Origin of the sequence: Rhizobacter sp. AJA081-3 (genome assembly GCF_017795745.1) — a bacterium.
Taxonomy (GTDB): domain Bacteria; phylum Pseudomonadota; class Gammaproteobacteria; order Burkholderiales; family Burkholderiaceae_C; genus Piscinibacter.
Genome location: NZ_CP059067.1, coordinates 4,440,665 through 4,452,386, shown reverse-complemented (window position 1 = coordinate 4,452,386; position 11,722 = coordinate 4,440,665). Strand labels below are relative to the sequence as shown.

The following is an 11,722-nucleotide window of genomic DNA, read 5'->3' as shown; positions in this document are numbered from 1 at the left end:
GTCGCCGGCGTGTTCCGGACAGGCGGGTGCCGCCGCGATCAGCGGCCGAGCATCTGCGCCAGCAGCAGCCGGGCGCGTTCCCAGTCGCGACGCACGGTTCGGTCGGTGACGCCGAGCGCGCTGGCGATCTCCAGGTCGGTGAGGCCTGCGAAGTAGCGCATCTCCACCACGCGGACCAGCCGCGGGTCGACCTGTGCCAGTGTCTGCAGCGCCTCGTGCACCTCGAGGATCTCGTCGTCGCTGGCGCCGAGCTCCTCCGAGGCGCGCGTGTCCAGCGTCACGTGCTCGATGCCACCGCCGCGGCGCTCGGCGCTGCGCCGACGCACGAAGTCGATGACCACCGAACGCATGGTGGTGGCGGCATAGGCGAGGAAGTGCTCGCGGTCCTTCAGCTCGACGAGGCCGCCGCGCTGCATGCGCATGAAGGCCTCGTGCACCAGCGCCGAGGTGTCCAGCAGCGTGTGGCGGCCGCCGGAAGCCAGGCGCGAGCGCGCCAGGCGGCGCAGCTCGTGGTACAGCTTGGCGAAGAGCTCATCGGCAGCCACCGGTGCGCCGACGGTCGGGTTCGAGGTCTCGGATTCGACTGGGAACATGGCTCGAAGGGCTCGCTGCGTCGTGGCCCATCGGCGACGGGCGGGCCACGATGATGGAGCGCCTTCGCAGCCATCGCAATCCCTCCAAGGAGCGAGTGCTCAGCGGGAGGAACTCGGCGGGCGCGGCATGTTTCGGCGCATCTGGTCTTCGCGCATTCCTTGGGCGGCCTCGCGCGCGGCGGCGCGCTCTTCTTCGGTCGCCGGTCGTGCCTCGCGGCGGGCGATGTTGGTGCCGGTGGGTGCCTCGCGGCGATAGCTTGGGTCGTCGTCGCTCGCTGAGTTCACCGGCGCGGTCTCGCACCCGGTCAGCACCGTGCCTGCTGTCAGCAGCGCAAGAATGGCTTTCATGTTCGGGCTCCCTGCGTTCATGTCACGGTTGATGGTTCAGCCGGCCAGCGGCGCCAGCGCTGCTTCGATGCGTCGCAGCTGTGCGGTGTCGACCATGCGCCCCAGGGTGGCAGCGAACCGTGCGTCCTGAGCCCCCGACACGATGTACTGCCAGCGGTACGCCTGCAGCAGCTCGGCCATCAGCGTACTCACCTCGCCGGCCGACAGCTCGCGGCCGCAGATGCGCAGGAAGTAGTGTCCATCGGCCTTCGCCTGCGCCTGCAGCAGGCCGTCGACTGCGCCGACCAGGCCGATGAAGTCGGTCACGGCCGCATCGCGGGCCGGCGCGTCGAGTGCGGCGTTCTCGCGCACCCACTCGAGCTCGTCGATGATGGCGTGCTGCGACTCCTCTTTCCAGTGGAAGAGGAACACGTCCTTGTAGAGCGCGGAGAGCTCTTCGTCGGGCGCGATGCTGTGGCGGTAGTGCACCTGCGTGAACAGCTCGATGTGGCAGGTCAGCGCCAGCACGGCCCAGGTCGACGCGCCCATCACCGCCTGTGCCACGCCGTTGGCCTGCGGCACGAACTCGTAGCCCGGCGGCATGCCGTCGGCGATCAGGCGTTCGATGCGGCGGAACAGCTCCTGGTGCTTGAGCTCCTCGTCGCTGAATCGCACCAGCGCTTCCAGCGCCACCTGGTCGCCGAACCAGTGGTGGCGGGTGATCTCGAGCATCTTCGCGCCGATGAATCGCTCCACCAGGCCGAACATGTTCGCGTAGGTGCGGCCCTGGATCTGCCCGAGCAGGCGCCGCTCGGCGCTGCGCAGGAAGCCGAGCCGGCCCACGCGCGTCAGCCCGTCGGGCAGGAAGGACTGGCTGAAGTCGAAGCTGCGGCCGCGGATGACGTCGGCGTCGATGTCCCAGCGAACGCGGCGCGAGGCCTCGATGCAGCGGGCGTAGCGCTGGGTCGTGCTGGTGTCGGTGGCGAAGGTCTCGGTGAAGGGCACTGAAAGGTCTCCTCGGGGTGGTGGGTGCTCAGGCGGCGGCGCGGCGCGGCGCACCGTCGAGCAGGGCGTGGATCTCGCCGAGCCGCTCTTCGGCGGCGCGCTGGCCGGCCTCGAACAGCTCCGGCAGTGCATCGGTCTCCCACAGCCCGATGCGGCGCTTGAGCGTGAGCGTCAGGGGGAGCAGGCGCTGGCCGCGCGCTTCGGCGGTCTCGATCCGCGCGCGCATCAGGTTGTTCATCAGCGAGGTGCTGTGTTGCGCGACCAGCCGCGAAGGCCGGTCGATGCGGCGTGGCATCGCACCCTCGAAGCCGAGCGTGATGACGGCCTGCGCCCCTGCGGCGGCCGACACCGGCAGCGGGTCGGACACGACGCCATCGACCAGCCGGCGGCCGTCGATGCGCACCGGCGGGAACAGGAAGGGCAGCGCCATGCTGGCGCGCAGCGCCGGCGCGAGCGGGCCGCGCTCGATCACCACCGGCTGGCCGGTGACGGCGTCGGTGGCAGTCACGCGCAGCGGGATCGGCAGCTCCTCGATGCGCACGTCGCCGAAGGCCTGCTCGATGCGCTGCGCGATCAGCGTGCTGTCGCGCAAAGCGAAGTCGGCGCTGAAGCCGGCCAGGCGCGGCGCTACCAACTGTGCGTAGGCACGCCAGCGGCGTTGCGTGGTGAGTTCCTGCGACCACAGCCGGCGCGCCATCTCCAACGCCTCGCGCGGTTCGGTGGCCGAGGCGACGAGCGCGCCGAACAGCGCGCCGGAACTGCAGCCCACCACCAGCTGCGGCCGGATGCCGTGGCGCCACAGCACCTCGGCGATGCCGACCGCGGCGATGCTGCGTACGCCGCCGCTGCCGAGCACGAGGGCCAGCTGGGTCGCATCGGGGATGCGAGAAATCGATGTGGCCATGGGGTCAGCGTGCAAGGGTGTTGAGGGCGATCCGAGTCGGCCAGAGCAGCCACCAAGGCGTGCGTTCGCCGGGGTCGGCCGTGAGCTCGCAGCGCGATTCGGCCACCACGATCTGGTCGTCGCGGCGGTGCGGCGTCAAGCTGAAGCCGCAGCGCCGCATGAGGGCCAGCATCGGTGCGTTGTCGGCCAGCACGTGGCCGTACAGCCAGTGCAGGCCTTCGCCCGCGGCGGCAAGGCGCAGGGCGGCCACGGCCCGCCGGGCCACGCCGCGGCCGCGCCAGGCCTCGGCGACCACCAGCGCGAACTCCGCTGCGCTGTCGCTCAGGTCGGTGACGCAGCGCACATCGGCGATCAGCGTCTCGCGGCCGGCGCGCTCGGCGAGCACCACCAGTGCGATGTGCCGATGGCCATCGACATTGGCCATGTCGTCCAGGCGCTGGCCCGACACGTTGTTCAACGCGCCGTGGAAGCGCCTTCGCCGGTCCAGCGCCGACAGGCCGCCGATCAGCGCCTGCAGTGCGGCGGCGTCCTGCGGTCGCACTGCGCGGATGCGCAGGCGGCTGCCGTCGGGGCCGGTCCAGTCATCGAGACAAGGGGTGTGCAGCAGGTCCATGCCCGGTACCACGCAGCACGCTGCGTGATCCGGACATCGCCGCGCCGGAGCCCGCTCAGGGCGCTTCCCAGCGCCCGCTGTGCTCCGAGCGCAACAGCGCATCGATGATGCGCATGTTCATCACCGCATCATCGAGACCGTAGGGCAGCGAGATCTCACCGCGCACCGCACGCGAGAAGGCCTCGCCCTGCAGCGTGTACTGGTCGCACTTGGGCAGCGTCTCGCGCTCGACGCCGCTGCCATCGAGCGCGCCGGTCGAGTCGACCAGGATCGTCGTGGCCTCGCCCTGCGGCGCGTTGAAGGGGATCAGCACCTCGATGCGCCCGCTCGTGCCGACGATGTTCAGCCGCTGGTAACGCTGCGCCTGCGTCGAGACGGTGAAGCCGAGCTGGCGGCCGCCGCCGAAGTCGGCCAGCGCGCTGGTCGTGCGGTCGGTGCCCAGCGCCGGGTCGCGGTCGACCAGCGCGACCACACGAGCCGGGTCGGCCTCGAACAGAAAGCGCCCGGCCACGATCGCGTAGCAACCGATGTCGTACAGCGCGCCGCCGCCGATGTCGGCCTGGTTGCGGATGTTGCCCGGGTCGTCGTTGAAGTACGAGAAGAACACCTGCACCGCGCGTGGCGTGCCGATGCGCCCGGCGCGCACGAGCTCGCGCACGCGCTGCCACTGCGGGTGGAAGCGCACCATGAACGCTTCCATGATGTGCACCCGGCCGGCCACTTCCCGCAGCTGCCCCGCTTCGGCCGCAGTCAGCGAGAACGGCTTCTCGCACAGCACGTGCTTGCCCGCGCGCGCCGCCTGCAGCGTCAGAGGGATGTGCAGGTGATTCGGCAGCGGGTTGTAGATCGCCTCGATCTCGGGGTCGGCGATCAGTTCCTCGTAGCTGCCGTAGGCCTGGGCCATGCCCAGCGCGCCGGCCGCGGCACGCGCCGCCGGCAGCGAGCGCGAGGCGATGGCACGCATGTCGCACCATGGGCTGATCTGCATCGCCGGGATCACCTGCTTGACGCCGATCTTCGCCGTGCTGAGCACGCCCCACACCACCTTTTTCATCGCCGTTCTCCAGGGAATCCGCGGGGCCGCAGTATGCCCCCGGCCGTTCGGGACTACGATGGCGGCCGCAGTTTCCCGACTCCCCGAAGACTCCCCGAGAAGGCCCGACATGACGAGCTTGCGCATCCAGGTCAACGGCCAGTCCGTCGACACCGACGTGGCGCCCACCACTTTGCTGATCGACCTGCTGCGCGGGCCGCTCGGCCTGACCGGCACGCACCAGGGTTGCGACACCGCGCAGTGCGGCGCCTGCACCGTGCTGATCGACGGCCAGGCGGTGAAGAGTTGCAGCCTGCTGGCACTGCAGGCGCAGGGCCGCGCAGTGACGACCGTCGAGGGCCTGGCGCGCGGCGACACGCTGCATCCGCTGCAGGAAGCCTTCATCGCCTGCCACGGCCTGCAGTGCGGCTTCTGCACGCCGGGCATGATGATGTCGGCCTGCGGCCTGCTCAGGCAGGTGCCGCAGCCCAGCGACGCTCAGATCGCCGATGCGCTCGAAGGCAACCTGTGCCGCTGCACCGGCTACGTCAACATCGTCGCCGCCGTGCAGCAGGCCGCGCAGGCGATGGCCGCCACCGGAGAGAAGGCATGAGCACGACCGTGGAAGCAGCCCGCTACGGCAGCGGCAAGGCGGTGCGCCGCATCGAGGACCCGGCGCTGGTGCGCGGGGCTGGGCAGTTCACCGACGACCTGAAGCGCGTGGGGCAGACGCACCTCGTCTTCCTGCGCTCGCCGCATGCGCATGCGGTGATCAAGAGCATGGACAAGAGCGCCGCGCTGGCGCTGCCGGGCGTGCTCGCCATCTACAGCGGCGCCGACCTGGTGGCCGCGGGCGTGAAGCCGATGGGCAACGCGGTGCCCTTCCCGCGGCCCGACGGCAAGCCGGGTGCGTCGGCGACGCGCTACCCCATCGCCGTCGACCGCGTGCGATTCGTCGGCGAGGCCGTCGCCGCGGTGATCGCCGAATCGCGCGAGGCGGCGATGAACGGCGCCGAGGCGGTGATGGTCGACTTCGAGGACCTGCCCTCGGTGACCGATGCGCTGCAGGCGATCCGCCCCGGCGCGCCGGTGCTGTGCGAGCAGGCGCCGGACAACATCGCCTCGGAAATGAAGCACGGCGATGCCGCGGCGGCCGATGCGGCCTTCAAGCGCGCTGCGCACGTGGTGTCGCTGGACATCGTCAACCAGCGCCTCGCGCCGGCCTCGATGGAGCCGCGTGTCGTGCTCGCCGAGCCCGACGCGGCCAGCGGGCGGCTCACCGTCACGCTGTCCAGCCAGATGCCCACGGCGGTGCGCGACGGCATCGCCGCGGCCTTGCCCGGCCTGAGCAAGGAGCAGGTGCGCCTGCGCGTCGGCGACGTCGGCGGCGGCTTCGGCATGAAGACCGGCCTGTACCCGGAAGACATCGTCGTCGCGCACGCCGCACGCACGCTCGGCCTGCCGGTCAAGTGGTGCGCGCAGCGGTTGGAGGAGTTCAGCGCCTCGTCGCACGGCCGCGACCTGGTCACCAAGGCCGAACTCGCGCTCGACGCGAACGGCAAGGTGCTCGCGCTGCGCACGCGCTCCTATGCCAACGTCGGCGGTTACGCGATGACGGTGGGCGTGGTCATCCAGCTGCTCATCGGGCCGTGGGTGTCGACCAGCGTCTACGACATCCCGGCGATCTCGCTGCACCTGACCGCGGTGATGACCAACACCACGCCCACCGGCGCTTACCGCGGTGCCGGGCGGCCCGAGGCGATCTACGTCATCGAGCGCCTGATGGACGCTGCCGCGCGCGAGATGAAGATCGACGGCGCCGAGCTGCGCCGCCGCAACATGATCCGCCCCGATCAGATGCCCTACAAAAACCCGATGGGGCAGACCTACGACGTCGGCCAGTTCGAGAAGATGCTCGACCAGGGCCTGGCGCTGGCCGACTGGAAGGGTTTCGAAGCGCGCCGAGCGGCATCGAAGGCTGCGGGCCGGCTGCGCGGCCGTGGCATCGCCACCTTCCTGGAGTGGACGGGCGGCAACGCGCTGTCCGAGGTGGTGACGGTGAACGTGCTGCCCGAAGGCATCGTCGAGCTGACGGTGGCCACCATGCCGATGGGGCAGGGCATCAACACCAGCCTGGCGCAGCTCGCGGTCGACGTGTTCGGCGTGCCCCTCGATCAGATCCGCGTTGTGCATGGCGACACCGACCGCGCCAACGGCTTCGGCAGCGCCGGTTCGCGCTCGCTGTTCACCGGCGGCGCGGCGGTGCAGGTGGCCTCGGAGCGCACCATCGAGCAGGCGAAGAACCTGGCCGGCGAGGCGCTCGAGGCCTCCTCGCGCGACATCGAGTACCGCGCCGGCCGCTTCACGATCGCCGGCACCGACCGCGGCATCGGCCTGTTCGAGCTGGCCGCGAAGCAGCCTGCCGCGCGCATCACTGCCGAGGGAGATGCGACGGCTGGCGCGCCGAGCTGGCCGAACGCCTGCCACGTCTGCGAAGTCGAGGTCGACCCCGACACCGGCGCGGTGGAGATCGCTGCCTACGCGTCGGTCAACGACATCGGCCGTGTCGTGAGCCCGACCATCGTGCGCGGGCAGATCGAAGGCGGCGCGGTGCAAGGCATCGGCCAGGCGCTGTGCGAGGCGGTGGCCTACGACGGCGACAGCGGCCAGTTGCTCACCGCCAGCTTCATGGACTACGCGCTGCCGCATGCCGACGGCTTCCGCGGCTTCAAGACCGTGTTCGACACCTCGGTGCCCTGCACCACCAACCTGCTGGGCGTGAAGGGCGTGGGCGAGCTCGGCACCATCGGCGCCACGCCGGCTGTGGTCAATGCGGTGGTCGATGCGCTGGCCGCTGCGGGCCTCGGGCGCGATGCCGAGAAGGTGCAGATGCCGCTGACCGCTTCGACGGTGTGGCGGGCGCTGCAGCGCGACTTCGATCGGCCGGACTGGGTTTGAGGCGGTGCGCGCGGCGCTTCAGCGCCGCGCGACCATGTCGATCTCGATCAGCGCGCCCTTGGCCAGGGCGGTGACGCCCACGCAGGTGCGCGCCGGGCGCTGGCCGGCCGGGAACCAGCTCGCGTAGGCGGTGTTCATCGCGGCGTAGTCCTGCTCGAAGCGCGTCAGGTAGATGCGCACCTGCAGCACGTTGGCCAGCGTGAGGTCACAGCCCGTCAGTACCGCCTGCAGGTTCTTCATGACCTGGTGCGTCTGCGCCTCGATGCCCTCGGGGTAGGGCTCGTCGACCGAGGTGCCGGCGAACGGCATCTGCCCGGTCAAGAACACCCAGCCGTCGGCCTCGACCGCATGGCTGAAGGGCGCCACGGGGTCGGGGGCGCCGGCGATCATGTGGAAGATGGGACTCATGGGGCGCTCCGACCTCGCTACTTCAGGGTGGCCAGTTCGAGGCCGGCCGCAACGTGCTCGATGTACATCGTGATGCCGAGCGCGCGGCACTTTTCGTAAGCCTGTTTGGCCTTCTCGATGTCCTGCCGGCCACGGTGGTGCTGGCCGACATAGAACCAGGCTTCGGCCAAGGTCAGCTCGCGTTCGTCGCCCTGCTTGCGCTCGACCTCGGCGATCAATTGCTCGGGCGTCAGCGCGCCCACCGCCATGGCCAGAGCGGCACGCGGCCACGCGCCTGTCGCACCCTTGCGCGCGGCGTCGACGATTTCAGGCGGCAAGCCGGCGCCGGCACGCTGCAGTGCCCATATCTGCCATAGCCGGGCATAGAGACCATCGGATTCGTCATTGCCCTGCTTGGACTCGATGGCCTTGGCGAAGTCGCCGGCAGCCGCCTCGTACTGACCGGCGTAGTAGCGCGCGAGGCCGCGCTTGTAGTAACTCATGAAGGCGTCATGGCCCAGCCCGAGGGCCTTGGTGTAGTCAGGGACGGCCTTCGTGTATTCGCCGGTACCGAAGAGCAGGTTGCCGCGGCACTGCCAGGCGCGTCCGAAGGCTGGCGCCACGCGCACGGCCTCCTGCGCGTCGGGCAGGCCCTGCGCTGCCTTGCCGCTGTCGGCCAGCGTCTCGGCGCGGCTGCACAGTGCCTCAGCCAGGTCTTCACCAGACAGCTTGGCTTCGGCAATCGTCGTCGACAGGCGGCGCAACTCGGTTTCCTGTCGGGCCTGCAAGTTCTGCTGCAGCGTGGTCTTGCCCAGGCCGAACAGGCCGCCGCTCTTGATGGCGCCGCGGTTCACCACGATGACGCCGCCCAAGGTCCGTTCCAGCTTCTGCACGTCCTGCGCCAGCTGAGCCAGATCCTTGGCGGGCACGGTGTCCACCAGCGACGTGTACTGCAGGTTCAGCGTGGCCACGTTGCCGCGGAAACTGCGCTGGACCTGCGCGCGGAAGAGCGCGCTGTCAACGCGCTGGGTGGCTGGGTCGTGCACCATGCTCACGTTGTCCGGCCAATTGACGATCAACTGGTACTGCGCCTGGTAGGGGCTCGTCGTCACTGTGGCAGGGAACTTGCGCGCCATCTTCTGTGGCAGGTTGATCGCGCCTGCCAGGTTGGTCGGGAAGAAGCGCACTGCCCAGTCGCCGTTCAGCTCCTTGGCCGGCTTGGGCAACTTGTATTTCGCCTCCAGCGTGAACGTATTGCGCGCCAGGTCGTCCACGATGCGCGGCTCGCCGTCGAGGGTGATGCCGGGATAGCGCCGTTCGTAATCCGCCGTTGCCTGAGAGCGTTGCTGCTCGATGGTGAGGCGGCCGAACGCCACGCGCAGCACCTCGGCGATCGCGCCGTTCCACGAGCGCCGCACGTCCAGGCGTCCGTCGCCGTCGAGCGCCTCGAGTGTGAGGACTTCGTGCACCTCGGTCGTGGCCAGCTCCAGCGCATTCGGCGCCGAGACGGTGATCAGGTCCGTCGTGTCGGCGCGCACCGGCAGCCCCTTGGCGCCCTCCAGGGGCAGGCCCATGCGTGAAAGCGGGCCGCGCTGGCCCAGGCGTGTCGGGTCCAGGTAGTAGCTGCGGCCAGCGAGCTCGACGCGTGCGATGACGTGGTCAAACACGTCAGGGCTGGGCAGCAGGCGCGCCGGGACCTTCGGGCTTCGCAAGGCCACGAGCACCGGCGTGGCCTCGATGCCCAGTTCGCGCAGCATGGTGACCAGCAGGTAGGTCTTGTCCTTGCAGTCGCCGTAGCGCCGCTGGACCACCTGCGCCGGCGGGTAGGGGCGGTGCGAACTTTCTCCCAGCGACACGCTGAAGTAACGGATCTCTTCCTGGACCCACTGCAGCGCGCCGGCCGCCCGCGCCTGCGGGTCAGGCAGGGCACGCAGCCGCTCCATCACCGGCGCGAGCTCGGGGGGCAGCTGGGTGACACCCGGGAACAGCGTGGTTGCCCAGCGCGCCACTTCGCCCCAGTCGCCATAGCCGGTGAACTGGATGAAACGCAGCGGCACGTAGTCGGACGGGATGTGCGATTCGGGTTCGACTGTCTCCAGCCCGCGCTCCTCGAACTGGAGCACGCGCAGCGCGCCCCGAGTCGATTCGGTCGGGCGAATGCGGCTGGTGCGATGGTCGCCATGCATGCGCCAGTCGAGCCGGCGGTCGGCCGGCGCCAGCACCGACACGCGGCGCAACTCGGTGGGTTCCACCTGGTCCCAGCTTGCCGTGTCGGAGTAGGCGGCACCGAACACCGGGTTCTCGCCGGCAATGCTGTAGACGATGTGCAGCGTATCGCCCACGCGCACGTCAGCCAGCAGCATCACGGCGGTGATGGCGCCGCTGTAGACGCCGCCTTCCAGCCCCGATTCGCGCTCGAGGAAGCGCAACTGCACCTGCTCCATGCGATCCAGCACCTCGCTGCCACGCAGCAGGCGCACGGTGTGCAGGCGCAGACGGTGGTACTGCGGAACGAACTGGATGGTGAACTGGCCGATCGACGCCAATGAACTCGTGTCGTTGACCTGGATGGCCCGGTTGATCAGCACGCCGCGCCCATCCGAAGCGAGCAACTGCGTTTCGGCCAGACGAAGCACCACCGGCTCGCGGCGCGTGGTGGCCGGGATCTCGGCCAGCGGCAGCGCCCATGCAGGCAGCGGTGCGGCACGGGCGAAGGTCTCGGCGCCGAGTTGAACCTCCTTGACCGGTATGTCGCCCGGCGCCGCCGCAGCTGATTGCGCGTGCGTGGTGTCGAGGGCCGACAGTGCGATGAGCAGTGCCGCCGCCGAGATTGCAAACCTCATGTTCTCTCCCTGCCAGCGCCGACGGATCTCAGTCCGACTTGCCCACGAGCTCGAAATGTTCCACCACCGGCGGCTGCGCGAAGAAGGGGCCGACGATGGCGCGCCACTGCGGGAACAGCGGGCCGCCGCGGAAGTCCACCGTGTGGTTCTCCAGCGTGTCCCAGAAGATCTGCAGGATGTAGCGCTCGGGCGACTCGATGCCCTTGTTGACCTTGTAGCCGCGGAACCCCTTGGCCTGGCTGATCACGGTGGTGACGCCGCGCACGATGGCGGCGTCGAACTCGGCCTGCTTGCCGGGCGGGATGCGGATGTCGGCGAGTTCCAGGATCATGGAGCTTCCTTCTTCAAGTGGCGTGTCACACGCCGAGGGTTTGCGACAGGGCCTCTGTGTCGGCGGCGAGCGTGTCGCTCGCGCCGGCCAACACGATGCGGCCCTTTTCCATCACCGCCGCGCGGTCGGTGTGGGCCAGGACCTTGCGGTAGTCGCGGTCGACGATCAGCGTGCTGATGCCGGTGGCGCGGATCTGCCCGATGACGCGCCAGATCTCCGTCACGATCAGCGGCGCCAGGCCTTCGGTGGCCTCGTCGAGGATCATCAGCGTCGGGTTGGTCATCAGCGCGCGGCCGATCGACAGCATCTGCTGCTCGCCGCCGGAGAGCTGCTGCCCGCCGTGGCCCAGCCGCTCGGCCAGGCGCGGGAAGGTGGCGAGCACGCGCTCCTCGGTCCACTCGCGCTTTCCGTCGACGCCGGCGCGCGCGCTCATCAGCAGGTTCTCGCGCACCGACAGGTTCGGGAAGATGCCGCGCCCTTCGGGCACGTAGCCGATGCCCAGCCGCGCCATGCGTTCCGGCGCCCAGCCGGTCACCTCGCGGTTCTCCCAGCGCACGCTGCCGGAGGCCGGCCGCACGTAGCCCATCAGCGTGCGGATCAGCGTGGTCTTGCCCATGCCGTTGCGGCCGAGCAGGCCGAGCGCCGTGCCGGCCGGCAGATCGAGGCCGGCACCGCGCAGGATGTGCGCCTGGCCGTAGTAGGTATTCAGGTCAGCGATGGAGAGCATC

At 69.9% G+C, this 11,722-nt stretch carries 12 protein-coding genes; 2 read left to right on the top strand and 10 right to left on the bottom strand.

The genetic code is table 11. The features are described 5' to 3' along the window. Positions 1-38 precede the first annotated feature (38 nt). From HZ992_RS21110 to HZ992_RS21085, 6 genes are all read right to left on the bottom strand, one after another. Positions 39-593 carry an ECF-type sigma factor gene (locus HZ992_RS21110; protein WP_209383767.1) on the bottom strand — a complete coding sequence of 185 codons (555 nt, stop codon included), beginning with the start codon at positions 591-593 and terminating at the stop codon, positions 39-41. Between the two features lie 99 nt (positions 594-692). Continuing rightward, complete coding sequence (locus HZ992_RS21105; protein WP_209383766.1) at positions 693-941, bottom strand: hypothetical protein; 249 nt, start codon at positions 939-941, stop codon at positions 693-695. A 36-nt stretch (positions 942-977) separates the two neighbouring features. Then, positions 978-1,925 (bottom strand): hypothetical protein, encoded by a 948-nt coding sequence (locus HZ992_RS21100; protein ID WP_209383765.1) that lies wholly within the window; start codon positions 1,923-1,925, stop codon positions 978-980. Positions 1,926-1,953: 28 nt separating this feature from the next. Next, the gene (locus HZ992_RS21095) at positions 1,954-2,829 is read right to left on the bottom strand and encodes a patatin-like phospholipase family protein (RefSeq protein ID WP_209383764.1); all 876 of its coding nucleotides are present in this window, start codon (positions 2,827-2,829) and stop codon (positions 1,954-1,956) included. Between the two features lie 4 nt (positions 2,830-2,833). Next, complete coding sequence (locus tag HZ992_RS21090; RefSeq protein ID WP_209383763.1) at positions 2,834-3,442, bottom strand: GNAT family N-acetyltransferase; 609 nt, start codon at positions 3,440-3,442, stop codon at positions 2,834-2,836. 55 nt (positions 3,443-3,497) lie between these two features. Then, complete coding sequence (locus HZ992_RS21085; protein ID WP_209383762.1) at positions 3,498-4,496, bottom strand: Gfo/Idh/MocA family protein; 999 nt, start codon at positions 4,494-4,496, stop codon at positions 3,498-3,500. A 109-nt stretch (positions 4,497-4,605) separates the two neighbouring features. Here HZ992_RS21085 and HZ992_RS21080 point away from each other — a divergent pair, with 109 nt between their 5' ends. Together HZ992_RS21080 and HZ992_RS21075 are read left to right on the top strand one after the other, a co-directional pair. Next, on the top strand, positions 4,606-5,088 hold the full coding sequence (locus tag HZ992_RS21080) for a (2Fe-2S)-binding protein (protein ID WP_209383761.1): 483 nt from the start codon (positions 4,606-4,608) through the stop codon (positions 5,086-5,088). Further along, the gene (locus HZ992_RS21075; RefSeq protein WP_209383760.1) at positions 5,085-7,433 is read left to right on the top strand and encodes a xanthine dehydrogenase family protein molybdopterin-binding subunit; all 2,349 of its coding nucleotides are present in this window, start codon (positions 5,085-5,087) and stop codon (positions 7,431-7,433) included. Before HZ992_RS21080 ends, HZ992_RS21075 begins: the two co-directional genes overlap by 4 nt. A gap of 18 nt (positions 7,434-7,451) precedes the next feature. Here the strand turns inward: HZ992_RS21075 and HZ992_RS21070 are convergent, their stop codons facing one another. From HZ992_RS21070 to HZ992_RS21055, 4 genes are read right to left on the bottom strand one after another with little or no spacing between them, the layout of a single operon-like run. Then, positions 7,452-7,841, bottom strand: coding sequence for a RidA family protein (locus HZ992_RS21070; protein WP_245213146.1), 390 nt, complete (start codon positions 7,839-7,841; stop codon positions 7,452-7,454). 17 nt (positions 7,842-7,858) lie between these two features. Next, the gene (locus tag HZ992_RS21065; protein ID WP_209383759.1) at positions 7,859-10,663 is read right to left on the bottom strand and encodes a DUF3857 domain-containing protein; all 2,805 of its coding nucleotides are present in this window, start codon (positions 10,661-10,663) and stop codon (positions 7,859-7,861) included. Between the two features lie 28 nt (positions 10,664-10,691). Next, positions 10,692-10,994, bottom strand: a complete 303-nt coding sequence (locus tag HZ992_RS21060; RefSeq protein WP_209383758.1) for an antibiotic biosynthesis monooxygenase family protein — start codon at positions 10,992-10,994, stop codon at positions 10,692-10,694. A gap of 25 nt (positions 10,995-11,019) precedes the next feature. Next, complete coding sequence (locus tag HZ992_RS21055) at positions 11,020-11,721, bottom strand: ABC transporter ATP-binding protein (RefSeq protein WP_209383757.1); 702 nt, start codon at positions 11,719-11,721, stop codon at positions 11,020-11,022. Between the last annotated feature and the right edge of the window lies 1 nt (position 11,722).

Bases quoted from the DNA above. Each gene is read 5' to 3' on its own strand.
- HZ992_RS21110 (WP_209383767.1), bottom strand. From the start codon at position 593: ATGTTCCCAGTCGAATCCGAGACCTCGAACCCGACCGTCGGCGCACCG.
- HZ992_RS21105 (WP_209383766.1), bottom strand. From the start codon at position 941: ATGAAAGCCATTCTTGCGCTGCTGACAGCAGGCACGGTGCTGACCGGG.
- HZ992_RS21095 (WP_209383764.1), bottom strand. From the start codon at position 2,829: ATGGCCACATCGATTTCTCGCATCCCCGATGCGACCCAGCTGGCCCTC.
- HZ992_RS21090 (WP_209383763.1), bottom strand. From the start codon at position 3,442: ATGGACCTGCTGCACACCCCTTGTCTCGATGACTGGACCGGCCCCGAC.
- HZ992_RS21085 (WP_209383762.1), bottom strand. From the start codon at position 4,496: ATGAAAAAGGTGGTGTGGGGCGTGCTCAGCACGGCGAAGATCGGCGTC.
- HZ992_RS21080 (WP_209383761.1), top strand. From the start codon at position 4,606: ATGACGAGCTTGCGCATCCAGGTCAACGGCCAGTCCGTCGACACCGAC.
- HZ992_RS21075 (WP_209383760.1), top strand. From the start codon at position 5,085: ATGAGCACGACCGTGGAAGCAGCCCGCTACGGCAGCGGCAAGGCGGTG.
- HZ992_RS21070 (WP_245213146.1), bottom strand. From the start codon at position 7,841: ATGAGTCCCATCTTCCACATGATCGCCGGCGCCCCCGACCCCGTGGCG.
- HZ992_RS21065 (WP_209383759.1), bottom strand. From the start codon at position 10,663: ATGAGGTTTGCAATCTCGGCGGCGGCACTGCTCATCGCACTGTCGGCC.
- HZ992_RS21060 (WP_209383758.1), bottom strand. From the start codon at position 10,994: ATGATCCTGGAACTCGCCGACATCCGCATCCCGCCCGGCAAGCAGGCC.
- HZ992_RS21055 (WP_209383757.1), bottom strand. From the start codon at position 11,721: ATGCTCTCCATCGCTGACCTGAATACCTACTACGGCCAGGCGCACATC.